This is a genomic window from Oceanobacillus locisalsi (assembly GCF_042675985.1).
Classification (GTDB): domain Bacteria; phylum Bacillota; class Bacilli; order Bacillales; family Amphibacillaceae; genus Oceanobacillus; species Oceanobacillus locisalsi.
The window spans coordinates 392191-413604 of sequence record NZ_JBHTKK010000002.1 but is presented as its reverse complement, the minus strand read 5'-3'; the positions used below and the strand labels follow the sequence as shown (position 1 = coordinate 413604).

Here is a 21414-nt window from a genome sequence, read left to right as displayed (position 1 = left end):
TAAAATGGAGGGGCGTGTGGCTACCCCTAAACATTTTTTCAAGTATTTTATGTTGTTTTTCACTTAGTTTTATCTCGACAGCTTGCTTAACCATTTCCATTCATCCCCTTGGTTATTTTTTACAAGTCAAGAATAACATGGAAGGGGGAGTGAATTCAGCCGTTCTGCACTAGTGCAGACGTTGCAACAACGGTTTTGATGGGGTGAGTAAGCGCAACCCCAGGACGTTGCGACTTTAGTCTGCCTAGGGGCACGCTCTTCAGCTAACTTTTGCCAAGAAGAGCGCTTGGCAAAAGGGCATCTTCAGATGGTGCTGATCCCTCGTCCAGCTACAAGCGTCAAAAACTAGACAACTTCCCGAGAGCGCCCTACGATAAAGAAGACTTAGCGATTGGCAAGCCGACAGGCGCAGACAGAGCTAAAGTCGCACTTTCATCGACTAAGAACGGTCACGTCCTGTGACCAACGTCGATACTAGGACGTCGTGTCCGTCGTGCCCCGCGGGTGAAAGTCATCATCCGTTCGTAAACTCACGGTGATTCCTTTATCTCATAAGTGATGGAAGTTCGACCAAGGTCGAACCACCCCCAAAGATCGGGGGCGCAGTTGTTACGTTTTTAAACGACGCTTTCCGCTTTCCTTTCAGGAGTCAAAACGGTCCGCCTTCGCTAGTGGGATGTTCTATACGATTGACATAGCTGAACAAATACAAATAGATCAGACAAAACACATTTCTCGTGGTGCATGGTAAAATGTTCAGCAATCGTTTCTTTCTGTGCATGGAAGCCTTTCTCGATATGAACGATCCATGTTGTTATGATTTGAACTGTTAAGCGAACCATTGGTAACAACATAATGATAGATTATTGAGGTTAAAAAGCGATTATTTCATCTAACTTCATCAAAATGTTATTTCTTACAAGCGCTGTAGAATCCTATTAGAGCGCAGGCCAACCACGGAGACTCCTATGGGAACAGGGCGAGCTGAAGATCCACTTGAAAAGCGGTCTTCTTTTCAAGTTAGCTGAAGCCGTCCCCATGGAAAGCGGAGTGGTCGGCCGGAGCGGGAGCTGTACACCATACCCTGTTCAAAAAAATAGCAGGACACTTTAACTCAAAACAAGCATGATAATAGAGGGCATGCAAGAACAGCACGGTTTATATGCTTATTCTTAGGCACAAAAGGCGTTTGTTATTAAACAGACGCCTTTTCTGTATCTTTGTTAAATGCTTCTTTCATTGCCTGCAGCACATCTTCATTTGCCAATAAATCATAGCCTGTTTTGGCCATTGATAATGCACCTTCATATAAAGCTGCGTGTCCATCTTCGGTTATCGTTTGGTCTGCAAACTCTTTCGTATGCGGGATGATACCCTCTTTATTTAAACCGATATACGGATGGATGGCCGGAACCACTTGGCTGACATTCCCCATATCAATTGATCCATAGCTTTCTTTTGAACTGTACACAGGAAGTCTGCTGGTCTCTTTTAAATTTGCGGTAAATAAATCGGATAACACTTTATTTGTCGTCATATCATCATAACTTAATTCATAATTGGATATGTCGAGCGTTGCACCTGTCATGGAAGCAGCACCTTCTGCAATATTTTTAACCTTCTCTACTACTTCATTCAGATACGAACGATCCGCTGCTCGGACATAAAATTGGGCCACTGCTTTATCAGGAACGACATTCGCCGCTTCTCCGCCCTCCGGAATCACACCATGGATACGGACATCTGATTTAACATGCTGTCTTAATGCATTAATGCCGTTAAATAACTGCAGCACACTGTCCAATGCATTGATTCCCTCTTCTGGAGAAGCTGCAGCATGTGCTGTTTTCCCGTGATATTCGAATTGAATCGCATCCATAGCTAAGGAATCGCCGCTTTCCTGCGAAACATCACTGGGATGTAAAATCATCGCCGCATCGAGACCATCAAGTACGCCCTGCTCACTCATTGGTACTTTTGCTCCATTTGTTTCTTCAGCTGGTGTACCAAATACATGAACAGTACCGCCAATTTCATCTATGACTTTACTTAACACGATGCCGGCGCCGACGCTCATTGTTCCAATTAAATTATGCCCGCAGCCGTGCCCAATTCCTGGAAGTGCATCATATTCAGCCAAATAGGCAATCGCCGGTCCAGGCTTTCCGCTTGTATAGGTTGCTTTAAAGGCAGTATCACGGTCTACAATTCCTTTTTCAACATCAAATTGGTGAGCTGTTAAATAATCGGTTAACAGCTTCATTGATTCATATTCTTGATCACCCAATTCTGGATTATTAAAAATGGTACCGCTCAAACTGGTTAAATCATGGATAATTTTATCTAATTCCTTTTTTAAATTTGCTTTCATTATTCTTCCCTCATTTAATGTATATATATTAATCAATATGTATATTTATAACATATTTTTGCAAAGATATTCAAGAACCACGATAAATAATCTATTTTCTGATAATTTTCCATAAGAAAACAGATTGAGATATCGATGTATACTCAATCTGTTTTCTTTGTTTCATTAATAAGCTCTTGCCCAATAAACCAATTCTTTTGCTTCTTTTCCACAGCATACACATTTATCTGATACGCTTTCGCTTTCAAACGGAATACAACGGGAGGTTGCTGATGTTTCTTCTTTAATCTTTTCTTCACAAGCAACATCTCCACACCACATTGCTTTGACAAATCCGCCTTTTTCAATTTCCGTTTTGAACTCATCCATGTCCTTGGCAGTATGTGTCATCTCCTCACGATGCTCCAGAGCCCGATTATAAAGGCTTGCCTGTACTTCATCCAGTAAGGCAGCAAGCCGCTCTTCTACATCTGCCAAAGCGACAAATTCTTTTTCTCCTGTATCACGGCGGACAAGAACAACTTGTTCTTTCTCAATATCCTTTGGTCCCATTTCGATACGGACCGGAATGCCTTTCATTTCATATTCATTAAATTTCCAGCCCGGCATTTTGTCACTGCCGTCAATATCTACGCGAGCAATACCGGCTAACTGGTCACGTAAATCATACGCTTTATCCAATACCCCTTCTTTGTGCTGCGCAATCGGAACAATCATTGCCTGTGTCGGCGCAACCTTTGGAGGAACAACTAATCCGCGGTTATCCCCATGCGCCATAATCAATGCTCCCATAATACGGGTAGATAATCCCCAGGAAGTTTGATGAACAAATTGACTTTCTCCGTTTTCATCCAGGTACGTAATATCAAATGCTTCTGCAAAACCAGAACCAAAATGATGGGACGTCGCCGATTGTAACGCTTTTCCATCATGCATTAATGCTTCAATCGTTAAAGTAAATTCAGCTCCTGCAAATTTTTCTTTATCTGTTTTTGTTCCTTTCAGCACAGGAATTGCTAAATAGTCTTCCACCAGATTAGCATAAATGTCAAGCATCTGGTTTGTTTCTTCGCTCGCATCTTCATGTGTCGCATGAGCTGTGTGCCCTTCCTGCCAATGAAACTCGGAAGAACGCAGGAATGGTCTTGTTGTTTTTTCCCAACGGACAACATTGGACCATTGATTATACAGTTTTGGCAGATCACGATAAGAGTGAATGTTATTGGAATAATAATCACAGAAAAGCACCTCAGAAGTCGGACGTACAGCAATACGCTCTGTTAATTCCTCGTCCCCGCCATGCGTTACCCAAGCAACTTCAGGGGCAAATCCTTCTACGTGGTCTTTCTCTTTTTGCAGCAAACTTTCCGGAATAAAAAGCGGGAAAGCCACATTGGTATGTCCTGTTTCTTTAAACATTCTATCCAATTCGTCTTTAATATTTTCCCAGATTGCATAGCCATAAGGCTTAATAATCATAGTTCCGCGCACTTGGCCATAGTCTACAAGCTCAGCCTGCTTCACAACGTCTGTATACCACTGTGCGAAATCGTCTTCCATCGCTGTAATTTTCTCTACAAATTGTTTATTTTTCTTACCCAAAAGTAAGCACCTCTTTCTTATTTTGCTCTTCTATTATTTCAAACAGTACAAACACAAAAAACGCAAAAAATCCTCCATCCTGTCAAAGGGACCGAGGTCAGGTGGTACCACCCTTGCTTATATAGCAACTGCTGACAATTCATTTTCAGACATCACAGTGCATATATACACTTCATTAGATAACGGTCTAAAACCGCGCCAATTTCAGAGTTTCCGCTCCTTAGATGGCGAACTCGAGAGGCAGGTTCCCTTGTCTGTCTATGAAAAAGTCTCAGCTTTCTTTTTCTCTCTGTGTTAGACATTTACAACGTACTATTCTCCGTCAACATTTCAACTATGTTTTTAATATATATTTCTCATAAGTGAAAGTCAAGAAGCGAATGATTTTTTCTGATTAAATCCAGATTGCGATAAAAAACCAGATAATCATAATCAACTGTAAAACAATTTTCGCGACAGATCCGCCTAAGAATCCTAAAAAAGAACCGATTGACGCCCGTATAGCTTCTCTTACTGTTCTCCGCTGTATCATTTCAATCACGAGAACCGTTAAAAATGGAATATAAATAATGCCAAATGGCGGTGTAATAAAAGAACCGAATATAACCGCTACAGCTGCTCCTCTTTCACCCGCTTTACTGCCGCCAAATTTTTTCACAAAATAACTGTTGGCAATGATATCCGCTGCTAACAGAATAATGGTAATGACAATCATTCCTGTCCAGAACCACCAATTCAGGGAATCATTATTTATAAAGAAATAATAGATGAAAAAACCGCCCCATATAACGACCACAGATGGAATCACCGGAAAAATAATTCCCACAAAACTGGCGATAAATAATATAATGATAAGACTCCATAATAAAATATCCAATGCTTGCACGCTCCTCCATCAAAAACTGTGCCTTCTTCATCATTCTCTTTAAGCATTCTTTTTAAACATATTGGACAGCATCGTTTCTTCCTTTCATAGAATGCTGCGATTGTTTTCCAGGTGTTGTATATAGATAGCAATGTTCAAGACATCATAACTAGTACAGGTTCAACAATAGCTGGTTATCAAAAAGGACAAATATGTGAACAGGTCACCGATAACAAGATAATCTGTTGCAAAAGGGTAAATAATTCTGTTTCATTTTCTTTATTATATGTTTTGTAATGGCAAGAATCAATTCGCTGGTTCCATATTATGACAAACACGTTTCTTAAGCTGTTTAACTCTTCCTCAAAAGGGGCTTCATGTTATCCTAAATAAGAGAGAATTTTTACTAAAGGAGTTCGACATATCGAATGAAAGCTTTCAAGCATTTTACGCTTTCCTGGCTGGTCATCATTCTTTTTATAGGTTTCTTTTTCTGGCTTTATCAGCTGACAAAACCCGATTATGACAAAGCGGAAGAAGGAGAAGAGATTACGAATCTTCACCCCGAAGTGCAGGAGGCAGTAGAAACATTAATTGATCGTGCTGATGATATAGATATAGAAGTTGTGATTACAGACGGATTACGTACAGATGAAGAGCAGGAAGCGTTGTATGCCAGAGGAAGAGAAGATGACAGAGATATCGTAACCCATGCCAGAGCGGGCGAAAGCTATCATAATTATGGACTGGCTGTGGACTATGCCATTCGAGATCATGACGGAGAAATTATCTGGGATATCCATTACGATGGAAATGACAACGGGGAATCGGACTGGTTTGAAGTGGCCGACATTGCAAAAGATCTAGGATTTGAATGGGGCGGTGATTTTAACCGATTTCCCGACTACCCTCACCTGCAAATGACATTCGGTCTGAGCATTTCTGAATTGGAGCGGAGTTACCGTCCTCCTGTTGAAGAGGATTAAGCAAATCATTCCGACCTCTATTTTATCGAAAAGGATGAAGAAAAGTTCCATACAAAAGACACGCTAAATTTCAGTATGGAAATATTATCCTTATACACCAAAAAAGAAATTCAGTCAGAACGAGATACTTGTGGCTGTCTGAATTTCTTTGGTTTTCTAAAAATTTTCCAAATCCACATTTAAAACAAATCAAGTTCTTCTATTGCATTTTTGGTTTTATCCGTTCCCAGTTCATACAATTTACGGTAAATACCTATCAGATACGATTCGTAGTTATTTCGTTTTGCATCGGCGCCCCATTCATCAAAGGGCTTTTCTAAAAATTTAATAGCTTCTTTTGCATTTTTTTCTTTTCTCGTAAACATCAGTTCAATTTCTTTTGCCTCGTCTGGCGTAGCATATATTTCATACTCAATGCCTTTGTCAGGGAGCGAAACCTCCCTAATTTCTTCTGTATCCACTGTTACAAAGTATTTTTTTCGTGCCATCTTGGAAAACCTCCCTTATAGAAATATTACCTATTTTGGAAGGACTAAAACTTCTCATTTAAATTAAAAGCGATCGAATAAAACTACATTTCTTCACCAAAACTGCCTAATATTTTTTATTAAAAAGCATCCTCTAAAAAAATAGCGAAACCCCCTTCATTTCTCTTCATCCATATATTGTGAGGTTTCATTACTTTCGGAAGCTTCTTTAAATGCAGAAAAAGAGTTATACTCCCATTCCTTCCAAATCCAGATGCCTTCTTTGTCCTGTTCACTATTATAATAAATATTTTCACCCAAATAATTATCTCTGTTTTCTTGAAAGAAATTCGCAATGAAAATGTGTGACGGACTGACAGTAAATCTATTTTCCTTTATCTCATTATCGTGTACATTATACTGTAGCAAAAGCTGTCCACCATCTAAGTCTTTCGTGTCATTTTGATAAAACGTATTGTGAGTGCCACCTCTATTTTCATCATAGCCGCCAATAGCTATTCCAGTATAATTGTTATTGGAAATTCGATTTTCTGTCATTTGAATATCCTCGGCATATTTCCCAGCGTGTTCTGAAGTAGCTTCAATACCTATATCATTCTCATATAATTCATTTTTTCTTATAAGGATATCTTTTCCACCATCTACATAAACAGCCGCCGCACTGTACCCGCCATCGTACGCTGGATTTGTAAGAGGAAATATGATGAACTGTATTATTTTGTACGGTTCCATTACGAACATAATTAGCAGCAGGATTATCTTCAACCCCTTCTTATCCTATCAGATCAATTCCGATATTATCACTGTACAAAACCCTATTCCCATCTATCATAAACCCATTAATAACTCCATTTAACACAATCGATTCACTGGTGCCCAGCTTTAAATCCTCAGTAGTTTTATGTATGATATTTATATCATTCATCAAACCTGTGCCATAGACCGCAATTCCGTGTCCACCATTTCCTTCCTCATGTTCCGTTTTTATTCCTTTGACTGTATTATCCTTCACCGTAATATGACTGCTGGCACCGCTGATAAAAATCTCCATTACGGTTTCATCTATTATATCTGTCGTTACATTTTCGATAGTTAGTCCTTCTATGTTTATGTAATTCTTATTTTCTAAAACAACAAGCGCATGCTTTCCATCTGTGCCATTCAAATTCTCGCCATCCATTATAACTTCTTCCGCTTCATACGCTTAAAAGATAATCGGCTTGTGCTTCGTGCCACTATGCTGGACAACCAGTGACTCTTCATATGTCCCTTCACGGATATATACAGTGGTGCCTGCGTCTGCTTCCGAACTGGCTTTAGCAATGTTTTGAAAAGGATGTTCCAATGTACCCTCATGTTGATCGTTTTCATACATCGCTACGTAGATTGCTTGGTTTGTAACTTGATGCAAATAAAAAACAATTAAAACACCAGCAACTGTACATGCTATTATCATTAATAATCCCATTTTCTTCATGGTTTTCTCCTAAATAGACTTATTTCATTTCTTTTTTTGTTTCTCTTCAGCACGGTCATTATCCTTCTTCTCTTCTTCACCAGGAAGCGGATCTATTTTATGCTTATAGCCATATCCTTTTGATAAAGTAACTAAAGATAAAATAACAACCATTGCAACCACAATGACAGACACTGCAATTACTGCGATATAAGACCCCATCATATACCTCCATCCCCCCTTCTTACCTTCTATACTATTAAATTCTGTATCCCTTTTCAATTCATTTTGCTTTAATAGTGTTTTTAGTTATAGAGAGAATATGAAACTATAATCCTGCATATGTTGGTATTCTGAAGTTATTTGCCTACAATCCTACGAAACGGTAAATAAACCATATTTTTGTTAAAATATGAAGTTTGAGAATCTTTTTCTTTCTCTGTAATATATTTGTTAACTCATGTTGATTTCATGTAATATTCTTTTTTCAAAGAATAGCGACATTATTAATCAACATTTTTTATTATCATATTGATTTTTAAGGGGGAGCATTTAGTTGAAGAATAAAATAATACTTATTGGCTCGGTTTTATTTCTAGTATTTCTGGCTGCTTGCGGCTCAGATGATGGTTTGGAAAGCATTCAGGATTCCGGCACTGTCGAAGTCGGTTTCGCCAATGAAGCACCATATGCTTATGAAGAAGATGGTGAATTAAAAGGGGCAGCAGTTGATATTGCTACAGCAGTTTTTGCCGAGCTTGGAGTGGATAATGTAGAAGGGCAACTATCTGACTTTGGTGAACTGATACCCGGAGTACAAGCAGGGCAGTTTGATGTGGTAACTGCAGGTATGGCTATCAACCCGGAACGTTGTGAAAATGCACTTTTCGGTGAGCCGGAAATGGTATACGGAGAAGGGCTTGTCGTCGAAGCAGGTAATCCACTGTCTCTTGAAAGCTATGAAGATATTGCAGATAACCCGGATGTGACAGTAGTTGTTATGGAAGGTGCTACCGAAATTGAATTTTTAAAATCAGAAGGGGTAGAGGACGATCAAATCATTACAGCTTCTGATATTCCAGCAACCTTCTCTGCTATTCAAGCAGGACGTGCTGATGCAACAACTGGTACGGAAATGACTGTACGAATGGCTTTTGAATCTGCTGACACAGAGGATTTAGAGCTTATCGAAAGCTTTGAACAACCGGAAAATATTGATGGTGTACCGAGCTATGGAGCTGCGGCATTCAGTTTGGAAAACGAAGAACTACGTGATGCCTATAACGAAAAATTAGAAGAGTTAAAAGAAGACGGCACTGTTGCTGAATTGCTTGAGGAAAATGGATTCAACCCGGAGAGTAATTTTGTGGAAGCTGGCTCTGTAACAGCGGAGCAAGTATGTCAAGGGGAGTATTAACCTTAAAAGAGGACGAAACAGATATTTTCCGACTCCATAGGGCGGTTCCTTTACGCAAGGAGCGCCCTATCTTTCTTTTTAACAGACAAATGAAAACAACTATCAAATTTCACACCTAACGTTAATGAAGGAGGTAGTTACCATTAGTGCGATATTAGAGATTACCCCGCAATTATTGCGTGGTGTTCAAATAACAGTAACCATTTTAATTGCTGCCGCATTATTTTCATATATCATGTCATTTATAGCAGGACTATGCCGGCTTTCCAATAATTTTTTATTACGAAAAATAACCGGATTTTATGTGGAGGTTTTCCGCGGAACTTCCTTGATTGTTCAATTATTCTGGTTGTACTATGCTGTACCGATGCTATTTGGTATCAATCTTGGTTCCAATTGGTGGATTGGCGTTATTGCCATCGGATTAAATTATGGTGCGTATCTTTCAGAAGTCGTCCGAAGCTCTATTTTATCCGTAGCGCAAGGACAGTATGAAGCAGCGACTGCTTTAAATATGTCTTCTTTCCAAAGAATGCGTCTCATAATTTTCCCACAGGCAGTACGTATGATGCTTCCGGAATTCGGTAACTATACAATTCAAATTTTAAAAGGGACCTCTCTCGTCTCTTTAATTGGTTTAACAGATATCTTATATTATGGAGATGTTATGCGAAGCACCAGCTTATCATTATCGCCGCTGATTTATTTAATGGCACTTATATTCTATTTCATTTTAGCACTTCCCTTGATTTTCCTTACCAGGAAGGCTGAAAAAATTGCGAAGAAGGGGGTAGCTAGCTAATGAATCTCAATTATTGGAACTGGGATACATTTTTCGATGCATTACCAGTAGTATTACAAGGACTTGGTATTACCATTGGCCTGACATTGGCCAGCTATTTCTTTGCTTTAGTTTTTGGTTTCTTGTGGACATTCTTACGGCGTCTTCCCAATCGTTTTATTCATTTTATCGTTACTTGGATAATGGAATTCATACGCTCTACCCCTCCACTCGTCCAATTATTTTTCATTTATTACGCATTACCGGTGATACCTTATATTGGTATATCTCTTCATCCATTCGCTTGTGCCGTAATAGGACTTGGCATACACTTCAGTACCTATATTGGTGAAATTTACCGTTCTGGAATTGAAAATGTAGATAAAGGACAATGGGAGGCTTCTACTGCATTAAATATTTCCACATGGGATAAATGGCGAAAGATTATTTTACCGCAAGCAATTCCACCGACGATTCCAATGCTCGGAAATTACTTTATCATTATGTTTAAAGAAGTTCCGTTAGCATCTACCATCGGCGTAGCTGGTATTATGCTGCTTGCCAGATCATATGGTGCGGAAAACTGGTCTTACCTTGAACCATTAACTATTGTCGGGATTATCTTCTTAGTACTAAGCTATCCTTCTGCAGTATTGATTAAAAAATTAGAGAATCGATTTAATAAAAGGCTCGATAAAAATCAAATCATAAGAGATAAAGGAGCAATGCAATAATGGCTGATCCAATCGTTACCTATCAAGATGTCCATAAATCCTTTGGTGATGTAGAAGTGCTGAAAGGAATTGATTTAGATATACATCCAGCTGAAAAAGTAGCTGTCATTGGTCCAAGCGGATCCGGAAAAACAACCATTATCCGTCTGCTGATGACACTGGAGCAACCAACAGCCGGCGACATTATCGTGGATGGTCGTAATCTGTGGAAAATGGAGAAGAACAACAAGTTCATTCATGCTAATGAAAGTCACCTGCGATCCGTCCGCAGCGATATTGGAATGGTATTTCAGCATTTCAATCTATTTCCACATATGACCATTTTAGAAAATTGTATGACTGCTCCCGTTCATGTCAAAAAAGAAGAAAAAAATGATGTAAAAAGACGTTCCATGGAAATGTTAGATCGCGTAGGACTCGGAGATAAGCTGGATAACTATCCAAATCAGCTCTCCGGGGGGCAAAAACAGCGTGTAGCTATGGCTCGTGCGCTTGTGATGCGTCCAAAAATCATGTTATTTGATGAGGTTACCTCTGCACTTGACCCTGAACTTGTTGGTGAAGTACTAAATGTTATTCGTGATATTGCAGAAAATGATGATATGGCAATGATCCTTGTTACACACGAGATGGACTTTGCTCTAGATATAGCGGATAAAGTCCTCTTTTTAGATGAAGGAGTTATTGCAGAGCAAGGAACAGCAAGTGAAGTTATCGAGCATTCAGAGAATCCTCGTGTCCAATCATTCCTGCAGCGTTTTAGAGGATAAGAGAAAGTTTTTCATACTCCCCAGCCAGACAATAAAATCTGGCTGCTTTTTTATATGTACATTTTATTATTACTCAACTTTCGCACCTAATAGAAGACCAGTCAGTAAAAGTATCTGACTGGTTTTGTTCATTTATAATGAATGTTTGTACAAATATTATATATACCTTGAAATACAAAGAAAAATATAATTTCATTATTCTTTCATTTTATCGATAACAGCTTTTGTAAAAGAAGCTGTTGTTTCCGTTCCATTTAGGTCAGAAGTTTTTATTCCTTTTTCGATAACGTAAAATATACTTTGTTCAATCAAATTAGCAAGCTTCCTTAACTCTTTATCTTTATGATGTACAGCAAGCCATTCTAGCATCATTACTGTTGATAATAGCATTCCGACAGGGTTTGCTTTATTTTGACCAGCTATCTCTGGAGCTGATCCATGAGTTGCCTGTGCCATTACCTGATGGTTATTCGTGTTAATCGAAGGTGCCAGTCCTAAGCTGCCTGCCAACTCTCCTGATAAATCCGATAAGATATCACCAAACATATTCTCTGTGACAATTACATCGAATTCGGAAATGTTTCTTACAAGATGAGCAGTCATTGCATCAATATGGTAATCATCCACCTTAACTTCTGGATAATCGCGGGCAACTTCTAAACAGACTTCTTTAAACATACCTGTTCCAAGTTTAATTACATTCGCCTTGTGTACAATCGTAACTTTCTTCTTTCTACTCATTGCTGCCTCAAAAGCTGCCACTGCTATTCTCGTAATTGCTTTCCTTGTGAAAACTCCTGCAGATATTGCAACATCTGGGGTAACTTTCCACTCTCCTACTCCTGCATGCATATTTCGATCCGGATAAAAACCTTCCGTATTTTCCCTATAGATAACAAGATCAGCATCATTAACCAGACCCTCGACCCCTGCAATTGATTTGGCGGGTCTAATATTTGCAAACAAATCAAAAACATAACGCAACTCTCCGCTAGGGTTTCTCAACTCTTTATATTTATCCGGATAGGAAGCCGAATCATGAGGACCCATAATCCAACCATCAAGTTTAATTAAAGCTTCTTTGGTATTTAATGGCACTGGTGTATTAACTTTATCTATAGCTTCCCATCCAATAGGAAGATACTTCCAACTTACAATATCATGCCTTAAGTGCCTACAAGCAGCTGTAACCACCTTAACAGTTGACTTTACAATTTCCGGGCCTATCCCATCTCCATATAGAACTCCAATTTTGTACTGGTTCATTTTTACATTTCTCCTTTAATTATTAGTTTCATTACTCAAAAAGGGCTGCCAAAATAACAAGAAATATGAAAATAATTTGAAATAAATGAAATATAAACTTTTAAAAAATCGTTTTCTACTATATCAATTTTATTAGTATGACCCTTTTCTTTTTCTTATTTGACTTATAAGAGGAAAAACAAACGTAAGAGCCGCTATTACTAGCAATGTAAAAGCAATCGGATCATTCACAAAAACCATCAAACTACCATTCGAACTTACTAATGACTGTCTCAATGAGTTCTCCATCATTCCACCTAGGATAAACGCTAAAATTAATGGCGGAGCAGGAAAAGAAAATAATCTCATCAGGAATCCCATTATCCCAAATAGTAATAACATATATAAGTCGAATGTGTTAAAGCTGATTGCATAAACACCGATTACACTAAACATCATTACCAAAGAAATCAATAACGGACGTGGTATTTTTAATATTTTAGCTAAGTACGGAATTAATGGTAGATTTAAAATTAAAAGAAATATATTCCCTATATACATACTTGCAATAACACCCCAGAATATTTCTGGACTATCTGTCATTAATAATGGTCCTGGCTGAACGCCTAATACAATAAAAGCTCCAAGCATGACAGCAGTTGTACCAGAACCAGGTATACCAAGACTTAACAACGGTACAAATGCACCACTGGTTGCAGCGTTATTAGCTGTTTCAGGGGCCGCAACACCTTTTACGGATCCTTTTCCAAATTCTTCTGGTTTTTTAGATATTTTCTTCTCAGAAATATAAGCGATAAATGAAGCGATTGTTGCTCCTGCTCCAGGTAATACTCCAAGAATAAACCCTAAAAATGATTGTCTTGTCATTGGGCCTTTCATTTCACTGAAATCTTCTTTCGTAAGGCGCAAACTGCCCAGTTGATGTGCATTTTTTATTGTTTGATCTTTTCTATTTATAATCAATGTACACACCTCAGCCAGAGCAAATAAACCTAACGCGATAATCAAAAAATCAATACCATCTAGTAAATTGACATTTCCAAATGTAAAACGTTGTGTACCAGTTTGCGGATCAATCCCAATAGTCACAATCATAAATCCAATAACTGCAGAAATTAAAGCTTTAATGGTCGAACCCTCAGATAAACTCGTTATTGCAGTTAGACCCATTAACATCAGTGCAAAATATGCAGGAGGGCCAAATGCCACTGCTACACTAGATAATGCAGGAGCTAAGAGCATTAATAAAACGACACTGACTGTTCCGCCGACGAACGATGCTATTGCTGCTATCGCAAGTGCCTTTCCAGCCTCCCCCCGTTGTGCCATCGGGTATCCATCAAAGGAAGTAGCTACAGTACCTGCCACTCCAGGAGCGTTTAATAATATAGAAGACGTTGACCCGCCAAAAACTGCTCCATAATATACACCAGCCATCATAATTAATGCAGCAGTTGATCCCATACCAAATGTAATCGGAATCATGACTGCTATGGCAGTTATCGGCCCTAAACCTGGTAACATCCCAATAAATGTACCCACAACTACACCAATCATTACGAACATAATTCCTTCTAAACTAAATGCTGTCTGAAAACCAGTTAAAATTCCATCTAAAGATCCCATTATTTAAATTCCCTCCTCAAAACGGCAATATCCCTTGTGGTAAACTAACTTTTAAAAATTCGGTAAACATGAGATACATAAATACTGGAAATAGGACAGATACGATGACATTAGTTATATATTTTTTATAGCCTAGGAACCATGAACAAAAGAAAATAAACAATGATGTCATTAGTACAAAACCCAAGAATTCTAGAAACATGATATATATTAATAAAAAGACAGCAACTGCTAGTAAAACAAAAACTTCTTTCTTAGGAATATCTCTTCGCTTTTTTTGTTCTTCTGTCTCAGAATCCTTGGTGAAGTACAATCCTATTGCTAATACAACTAACACCCACCCCAACACGTTTGGAATGGCATCTGCATCTACCTCTGTATAACCATAAGATGGCAGTTGATATGTCAGTATAAGATAGCCTATAGCTATAATAAGTAAAATAACACTTAAACGCTTATTCATCGTGTTCAACATAGTAACACCACCATTCTAAAAATATATTTTGGATAATTAAGATAATTCGGCTACCGTCAAGCCATATTGACGATAGCCTCTATTGTGCTGTACTTACATTTTTTAATCTTCAATTCCTAATTCATTTAGAATTACTTCAAACTCTGCATTTTGTTCGTCTAAATATGCTTTCGTTTCTTCACTGTCCATATACATTTCATCCCATCCAAACTGCTGACGAATTTCAGCAAACTCTTCCGAATCGCTTAATTCTTTAAATTTCTCTTCATAATAAGCAATTGCTTCTTCAGGCATGTTTGGCGGACCAAAGAATCCACGCCAGTTAATAACAGAAGTTTCAAATCCTTGCTCGGTTACCGTTGGAAAATCTTCTAATGTTTCTCCTTCTAATCTCTCTTCAGAAGTAACAGCCAATACTTTAATATTTCCCGCCCTTGCTTGTTCTGCTGTTTCAGCAACACCTGTAGAGAATACGTCAGCGCTTCCATTTAACAACTGAGTTAATCCAGCGTTGTCTTGAGCAGATACATATTTCAATTGTGTAATATCAACACCTGCTTCTTTTGCTAGCATTGCAAACGCAACGTGGTCCATACTTCCAGGTGACGAAGTACCAACTACTGTGATACTTGAAGGATCTTCTTTCATATCATCAAAAAGTTCATTTAGATCATCCCACTCTGCATCAGCTGCCACAGCAAAAGCTGGATAATCTGCAATCAAATTCGCAATCGGCGTAAAGTCCTCATAACCGTACTCTGATTGGCCATTTAATGGTACGAGTAAAAATGGTGGAGAGGTAACAAATAAATGGTGTGGGTTGCTTTCTAATCCAGCTACATATGACCATCCCACAGCTCCGCCTCCGCCTTCTTTATTCACTACTCCGATACTCTGATCAATAATTCCTGCGTCAGCAAACGCCTGCGCTGACATTCTAGCTGTTGTATCATATCCTCCCCCTGCTCCAGCTGGAGCAACAAACTCAATTGGTTCTTCCGGCTCCCAGCTTGCGCCTGCCTCTTCTTCTCCACTAGCTTGCCCGTCTCCAACGTTTCCGCATGCAGTCACAAACACCATTAAAAGCAATAACAATAGCAATAATAAAGGCTTCTTCATTACAAATCCCTCTCCTTTTTAATATTTACAATCAAAATCCCTTGTGAACATGTAATTACTGCATTATTTCTGCATAAAGCACTTTCAAACCTTTGCTTTATTCACACAAAATATTATCTATATATTCATGAATTGCTTGAACATTGTTGGAAACTTTTGCTTCTCGCTCTGCATCTTTTTGAAGCTTCTTCTTCGCCTTTTCCAATACTTCTGCTTCTAATTCTTTCGGAACGACAACGACACCATCACTATCCCCAACAATCATATCTCCCGGGTTCACTGTAACGCCGCCACAACTTATTGGAACATTAGAATCACCCTCGTCCGACTTGCTTCCAGCATTGGCAGTTGTTCCTTTACAAAATAACGGAAAATCCAATTCTTTGATGTCTTCTATATCTCGAATTACCCCATTAGTCACTACGCCTTTAATCCCCAATGTTTTAGCCATACCTAAAATAAAATCTCCTGCAATCGCTTTTGAAGTATCATCTTCTGCATCAATAACAAGTACATCACCAACATTTGCTTCTTTAATCGCTTTTAAGACTTCCCTGTTTTGTCCTTTTGGGATTTTAACCGTATACGCTCTTCCAACAACTGTTTTATTCTCTAAGGCTTTAATGGAAAAATCCATCGTATAGTTGCCCTTTAGCGCATCTGATGCACAGGTAGTTGGTATTTTTGAAAATTCATCTACATAATTAATAGACATCATTCTACCCCTTTCGTTTTGTTTTCATGTTTTTTTACGAAGTCAACAAATTCAGATACAATTTTTGTATCTAATAATGCTTCTGAATAATACATCCATGTGTTCGTATCCATTGCCTTTTTATTCTTATCAAACAAATCAACCCGATATATTTCCTTTTGACCTTCCATAATGGAAGCAGGAAGGATTGCATATCCCAGCCCCTTGATTACCATCTCTTTACAAGCTTCTACACTATCCACCATCATACCGACTGTTGGCGGTGTCTCGTAATGATCACTCCACCAAGTTTCAATTAGTGATCTAAGAGCAAATCCAGACTGATAATCAATTCTCGGCTCTGTTGGAAGTGTTGATAAATCAATCTCATTCTTTGAAAATAAACTCATCGGATCTTTAAATAGTAAATATTTACTTCCTGCCCAATCATAATCTCCCCTGATAAAGCCAATATGAATATTTTCTGTATTTATTAGATGCGATATTTCTGTCCCCCAGCCACTCCGGATATTAAATTCCACTTCTGGGTATACCGATTGGAAATCCCGTAAAATAGACGGCAGATGATATTTGGCAAAATGATTGCTGACACCAATGTTTAATTTACCTTTCATATTTTCATTCATGGCTGCAGTCTCTTCTTTAATTCTTTTTAGTTTCTGATCAATATCACTTGCTTTTAATGCTAAAAATTCCCCCTCTCTTGTAAACACAATACCTTGACTTTTTCTATCATATATCTTTATATGAAACTCATTTTCTATTTTTTTAACCTTTTTCGTAAGGGAAGGCTGGGATATATAGAATTCCTTGGCTGTTTGCGTAACATTTTTATTTATATACAGACTTTTGATGATATTCCAGTCAATGTCGTCCAAAAATTTACTCCTCCTTAGCTAAAATTAATGTTCAAAAATCTTATTTCCTTTACCTGCATATGTCTGTACAATAGTTGGCAGAATTCCACCATTATCGTAGTATTCAACGTCTACTTCATTATCTAAACGAGCAATCGTCTCAAAGTAAAAGGACTCGCCGTTCTCCCGAACAGCTTTTACTTTGACTGTTTTACCTGGATACAATGATTTCAATTGATTGGTGAAATAGAAAGTTTCACTTCCGGATAAATGTAATGTTTCCTTACTGATTCCTTCCATAAATTGCAATGGCAGTACCCCCATCCCTACTAAATTACTACGGTGGATTCTTTCAAAGCTTTCAGCAATTACTGTCTTCACCCCTAAAAGTAATGTCCCTTTAGCTGCCCAGTCTCTTGAGCTTCCAGTACCATATTCTTTTCCTGCAACAATGGTAAGCGGAGTACCATCCTGTTTATAACGTTCAGAAGCTTCGAAAACTGTCATAGTCTCATTTGCAGGAAAATATGTTGTATACCCTCCCTCCATTTCTGGTACAATTTGATTTCGCAAACGTACATTGGCAAAAGCTGCCCGATGCATTACTTCGAAATTTCCACGTCTAGAAGGATAAGAATTAAAGTGTCTTGGGCTTACGCCGTTTTCTTTCAGATATTCTCCTGCTGGTCCATGCATTTTTATCCTTCCAGCTGGAGAAATATGGTCCGTTGTAATCGAATCACCCAACATTAAAAGCATTCTCGTTCCTTCTAAATTTGATTGCTGAATAACTTCGTGTTCAATAAATGGAGGCTTTCTAATATAGGTTGACGATGGCTCCCATTGATATAATTGATTCTCCGATATCTCTAAATTATTCCAGTCATCATTAATGGAAAAAATGTTATGATACCTCTTTTTAAACATCCCTGACTCAAGCGATTGCATGCGTACTTTGTCAATTTCCTTTGAAGTCGGCCAAATATCCCTTAAGTAAACTGGCTGATTTTTGTCATCATAGCCAACAGGTTCGTTATGAAAATCAATATTTACTGTTCCTGAAAGTGCATATGCAACAACGAGAGGAGGCGATGCAAGATAGTTTGCTTTTACCTTTGGATGAATTCTACCTTCAAAATTACGGTTTCCCGATAATACCGATGTTACTGTTAAGTCATTTTGAGTAACTGCTTCGTCTACAGAATCAAATAACTCACCTGAGTTACCAATACATGTCGCACATCCATAACCTGCTATGTTGAACCCTAACTGTTCCAAATAAGTGAGTAATCCTGATTTTTGTAAATAATCGGTAACTACTTTGGATCCTGGTGTTAAAGAGGCCTTAACATAGTTAGGTTTCATTAATTTTTTTTCAAAGGCTTTTTTTGCGATGAGTCCTGCACCAATCATTACATTCGGATTAGAAGTATTCGTACAGCTTGTAATTGCCGCAATAGCGACACTACCCGTTTTTAAAACTTCTCCTTCGACAATAACTTCCTTCTCAATAGCTTCATCTGTTAATTCATATCCTCCGTCTGAAACAGATTTGCGCAATTGATTTTTAAAACTTTGCTTCATATCTGTTAAATCGACGCGATCCTGTGGTCTTTTCGGACCAGCTAGCGTAGTTACCACTGATGAGAGGTCGAGTTCAATCGTATCCGAATATGCAGGGTAACTTGTTCCTATTTCATAAAACATATTCTGCTCTTGATAATAGGTCTTGATTAAATCAATTTTTTCTTCACTGTGACCAATCATACGAAGATAATTCAACGTCTCATCATCAACAGGAAAATAGGATATTGTTGAACCTGATTCCGGTGCCATATTGGATATAGTTGAACGATCGAATACAGTTAGTGACTTCACTCCTGGTCCATAAAATTCAACAAATTTTCCAACAACATTTTTTTCCCTAAGCATGTTTGTAATAGTTAACGCGAGATCCGTTGCAGTGGCACCTTCAGGTAAATAACCTGTTAATTTAAATCCAATTACTTCTGGACTTAGAAGATAAAGTGGATCGCCAAGCATAGCTGCTTCTGCTTCAATACCGCCTACGCCATATCCTACAATTCCTAAACCATTAATCATTGTCGTATGGGAGTCAGCACCAACCAACGAATCTGGAAAGATAATCGTCTCATCATCTTGTTCTTCTATAACAGCCACTTTAGATAAATACTCTAAATTGATTTGGTGCATAATCCCTGAAGAAGGTGGAAAAACACGTAAATTATCAAAATTAGATTGTGCCCATTTTAGGAATTGAAATCTTTCTCTATTTCTTTCAAATTCACGTTTTTCATTTAGTCTTCTTGCATTTTCTGCCCCTGCAAAATCTACCATTACAGAATGATCTACAACTAAATCTACTGGAATTTTCGGATTAACTATACCTACATCTTCACCTAACTCATTTACTGCATCCCTGAGTAATGCAAGGTCAACAATTGCAGGAATGCCAGTCGTATCATGTAATAAGACCCGATATGGTTTAAATGGCACCTCCTTTTTTCCTTCTTTTTCATCAGCCCAACTGGCTAATTGATATACATGATTTTTTGTTATTTTCTTGCCGTCTATATTTCTAAGTGCTGCTTCTAAAATAACTTTTATACTATATGGCAATCGAGAAAAATCTTTTCCCATTTCTGCAGCTAGCTTTTTTAATGAATAATAATGATAACTCTTCCCCTTAAGTGTAAATCTGTCTTTATTTTCCAAGAGCAGTTCTTCATTCATAAAAATACTCCCCTATGATTTATTTCAAATTTGATTATCATCAGTTTAATGTAAGCGCAGTCATAATTGAAGTATCGATTTTTTATAAATAAACATAAATAAAAAGAATAACATTGATACGTAAATACATCCAACTAATTAGATCACTATTATATGGGCTCTTGAAAATCAATGGTTTTGATAAAATCTACAAATGTCCTAACGATATTGAGCTGAAATGATTGCTCTTTATAAAGCATCCAGGAAGAACGTGCTACTGGATTATTATTTTTATCTTTTAGATTTATCTTATAAACATTAGGAATATCATTAACTACCAATTTAGGTAAAATAGCATAACCAAGACCTTGATTCAACATTGCTTTACATATGTCCGTTTGCCCGACAACCATATGGATATTTGGTGCTTGTATATAATTTTCTAACCACCATGTATCAATTAGTTCCTTTAATTTATAATCAGTTTTATATTCAATTCGAGGCGTATCAGGTAGAGTTTCCAAATTAATTTTATTCATTGAGGCTACACATATTGGTTCTTCAAATAATAAATGTTTGTGGTCTCGCCAGGCATAATCTCCCCTCACAAAACTAATGTGAATATCCTGATCCTGCATCATTTTGAATATTTCACTGCTAAAACCGCTGGTAACATTAAATTGAACTAACGGATGTTTTTCTTTAAATTGCTGTAAAATATCAGGAATCTTATATCTCGTCATAAAATTGGAAACTCCAATTTTCAATGTTCCAACAAGCGGTTCCCTCATACTAGATAAGAAACCCTTAAGCTCTTCTATTTGTTTCAAATAATCTAAAGCCTGTTCTGCTAAATATTCTCCCTGTGGTGTTAGTTGAGCACCGCGATTCATCTGGTATACGATATTTACGTTTAATTCTTTTTCCATTTTTTTAATTCTTACAGTTACTGCGGGCTGTGTCATAAATAACTTCTTCGCTGCTTTTGAAATATTGCCTTCTTTTTTTATCATCCATAAGATTTCCCAATCCTTTTGGTCCACTTCCCCACTTCCTTTCAACTAATTATCTTTATTATTTTATATTACATCAATAAAAGCATGAATGAAAAATTCTTAAGAAAAGTGATGATTAAACGCTATTAAAAATGGAG

Annotated in this window: 21 protein-coding genes; 5 read left to right on the top strand and 16 right to left on the bottom strand. The window is 37.8% G+C overall.

All coding sequences use genetic code 11. The features are described 5' to 3' along the window. Positions 1–1195 precede the first annotated feature (1195 nt). The 3 genes from ACFQ19_RS04165 to ACFQ19_RS04155 form a co-directional block, all read right to left on the bottom strand. Complete coding sequence (locus ACFQ19_RS04165) at positions 1196–2371, bottom strand: M20 family metallopeptidase (RefSeq protein WP_379590786.1); 1176 nt, start codon at positions 2369–2371, stop codon at positions 1196–1198. A gap of 165 nt (positions 2372–2536) precedes the next feature. Then, on the bottom strand, positions 2537–3973 hold the full coding sequence (gene proS, locus ACFQ19_RS04160) for a proline--tRNA ligase (RefSeq protein WP_379590785.1): 1437 nt from the start codon (positions 3971–3973) through the stop codon (positions 2537–2539). Between the two features lie 394 nt (positions 3974–4367). Continuing rightward, complete coding sequence (locus tag ACFQ19_RS04155) at positions 4368–4850, bottom strand: DUF456 domain-containing protein (protein ID WP_379590784.1); 483 nt, start codon at positions 4848–4850, stop codon at positions 4368–4370. 416 nt (positions 4851–5266) lie between these two features. Here ACFQ19_RS04155 and ACFQ19_RS04150 point away from each other — a divergent pair, with 416 nt between their 5' ends. Next, positions 5267–5824, top strand: coding sequence for a M15 family metallopeptidase (locus tag ACFQ19_RS04150; RefSeq protein WP_379590783.1), 558 nt, complete (start codon positions 5267–5269; stop codon positions 5822–5824). A 179-nt stretch (positions 5825–6003) separates the two neighbouring features. Here ACFQ19_RS04150 and ACFQ19_RS04145 read toward each other — a convergent pair whose 3' ends face one another. From ACFQ19_RS04145 to ytzI, 5 genes are all read right to left on the bottom strand, one after another. Next, the gene (locus ACFQ19_RS04145) at positions 6004–6312 is read right to left on the bottom strand and encodes a hypothetical protein (RefSeq protein WP_379590782.1); all 309 of its coding nucleotides are present in this window, start codon (positions 6310–6312) and stop codon (positions 6004–6006) included. A gap of 156 nt (positions 6313–6468) precedes the next feature. Beyond that, the gene (locus tag ACFQ19_RS04140) at positions 6469–7077 is read right to left on the bottom strand and encodes a right-handed parallel beta-helix repeat-containing protein (RefSeq protein ID WP_379590781.1); all 609 of its coding nucleotides are present in this window, start codon (positions 7075–7077) and stop codon (positions 6469–6471) included. A gap of 7 nt (positions 7078–7084) precedes the next feature. Continuing rightward, entirely contained in the window at positions 7085–7492 is a 408-nt protein-coding gene (locus ACFQ19_RS04135) for a hypothetical protein (protein ID WP_379590780.1), read from the bottom strand. 24 nt (positions 7493–7516) lie between these two features. After that, complete coding sequence (locus tag ACFQ19_RS04130) at positions 7517–7789, bottom strand: DUF1565 domain-containing protein (RefSeq protein ID WP_379590779.1); 273 nt, start codon at positions 7787–7789, stop codon at positions 7517–7519. 24 nt (positions 7790–7813) lie between these two features. Beyond that, the gene (ytzI, locus tag ACFQ19_RS04125; RefSeq protein ID WP_379590778.1) at positions 7814–7990 is read right to left on the bottom strand and encodes a YtzI protein; all 177 of its coding nucleotides are present in this window, start codon (positions 7988–7990) and stop codon (positions 7814–7816) included. Positions 7991–8324: 334 nt separating this feature from the next. Between ytzI and ehuB the strand changes: the two genes are divergently transcribed. The 4 genes from ehuB to ACFQ19_RS04105 all read left to right on the top strand — a co-directional run bounded on the left by ehuB (position 8325) and on the right by ACFQ19_RS04105 (position 11470). After that, a complete protein-coding gene (ehuB, locus tag ACFQ19_RS04120; protein WP_379590777.1) occupies positions 8325–9185 on the top strand; it encodes an ectoine/hydroxyectoine ABC transporter substrate-binding protein EhuB in 861 nt (286 codons plus the stop codon). 124 nt (positions 9186–9309) lie between these two features. Beyond that, positions 9310–9987, top strand: a complete 678-nt coding sequence (locus ACFQ19_RS04115; RefSeq protein WP_379590776.1) for an amino acid ABC transporter permease — start codon at positions 9310–9312, stop codon at positions 9985–9987. Beyond that, positions 9987–10700, top strand: coding sequence for an ectoine/hydroxyectoine ABC transporter permease subunit EhuD (ehuD, locus tag ACFQ19_RS04110; RefSeq protein WP_379590775.1), 714 nt, complete (start codon positions 9987–9989; stop codon positions 10698–10700). The genes ACFQ19_RS04115 and ehuD overlap by 1 nt, the downstream gene beginning before the upstream one ends. Then, on the top strand, positions 10700–11470 hold the full coding sequence (locus ACFQ19_RS04105; protein ID WP_379590774.1) for an amino acid ABC transporter ATP-binding protein: 771 nt from the start codon (positions 10700–10702) through the stop codon (positions 11468–11470). Before ehuD ends, ACFQ19_RS04105 begins: the two co-directional genes overlap by 1 nt. A 195-nt stretch (positions 11471–11665) precedes the next feature. Here the strand turns inward: ACFQ19_RS04105 and ACFQ19_RS04100 are convergent, their stop codons facing one another. The 8 genes from ACFQ19_RS04100 to ACFQ19_RS04065 form a co-directional block, all read right to left on the bottom strand. Further along, complete coding sequence (locus ACFQ19_RS04100; protein ID WP_379590772.1) at positions 11666–12736, bottom strand: isocitrate/isopropylmalate dehydrogenase family protein; 1071 nt, start codon at positions 12734–12736, stop codon at positions 11666–11668. A gap of 132 nt (positions 12737–12868) precedes the next feature. Further along, positions 12869–14362, bottom strand: coding sequence for a tripartite tricarboxylate transporter permease (locus ACFQ19_RS04095; RefSeq protein ID WP_379590771.1), 1494 nt, complete (start codon positions 14360–14362; stop codon positions 12869–12871). Between the two features lie 16 nt (positions 14363–14378). Further along, positions 14379–14837 (bottom strand): tripartite tricarboxylate transporter TctB family protein, encoded by a 459-nt coding sequence (locus ACFQ19_RS04090; RefSeq protein ID WP_379590770.1) that lies wholly within the window; start codon positions 14835–14837, stop codon positions 14379–14381. Between the two features lie 102 nt (positions 14838–14939). Then, entirely contained in the window at positions 14940–15956 is a 1017-nt protein-coding gene (locus tag ACFQ19_RS04085) for a tripartite tricarboxylate transporter substrate binding protein (protein ID WP_379590769.1), read from the bottom strand. A 97-nt stretch (positions 15957–16053) separates the two neighbouring features. After that, positions 16054–16671 carry an RraA family protein gene (locus tag ACFQ19_RS04080; RefSeq protein ID WP_379590768.1) on the bottom strand — a complete coding sequence of 206 codons (618 nt, stop codon included), beginning with the start codon at positions 16669–16671 and terminating at the stop codon, positions 16054–16056. Next, the gene (locus tag ACFQ19_RS04075) at positions 16671–17549 is read right to left on the bottom strand and encodes a LysR family transcriptional regulator (protein WP_379590766.1); all 879 of its coding nucleotides are present in this window, start codon (positions 17547–17549) and stop codon (positions 16671–16673) included. The genes ACFQ19_RS04080 and ACFQ19_RS04075 overlap by 1 nt, the downstream gene beginning before the upstream one ends. Positions 17550–17573: 24 nt before the next feature. Then, positions 17574–20282, bottom strand: a complete 2709-nt coding sequence (gene acnA, locus ACFQ19_RS04070) for an aconitate hydratase AcnA (protein WP_379590765.1) — start codon at positions 20280–20282, stop codon at positions 17574–17576. 149 nt (positions 20283–20431) lie between these two features. After that, a complete protein-coding gene (locus tag ACFQ19_RS04065) occupies positions 20432–21304 on the bottom strand; it encodes a LysR family transcriptional regulator (RefSeq protein WP_379590764.1) in 873 nt (290 codons plus the stop codon). Positions 21305–21414: the final 110 nt, after the last annotated feature.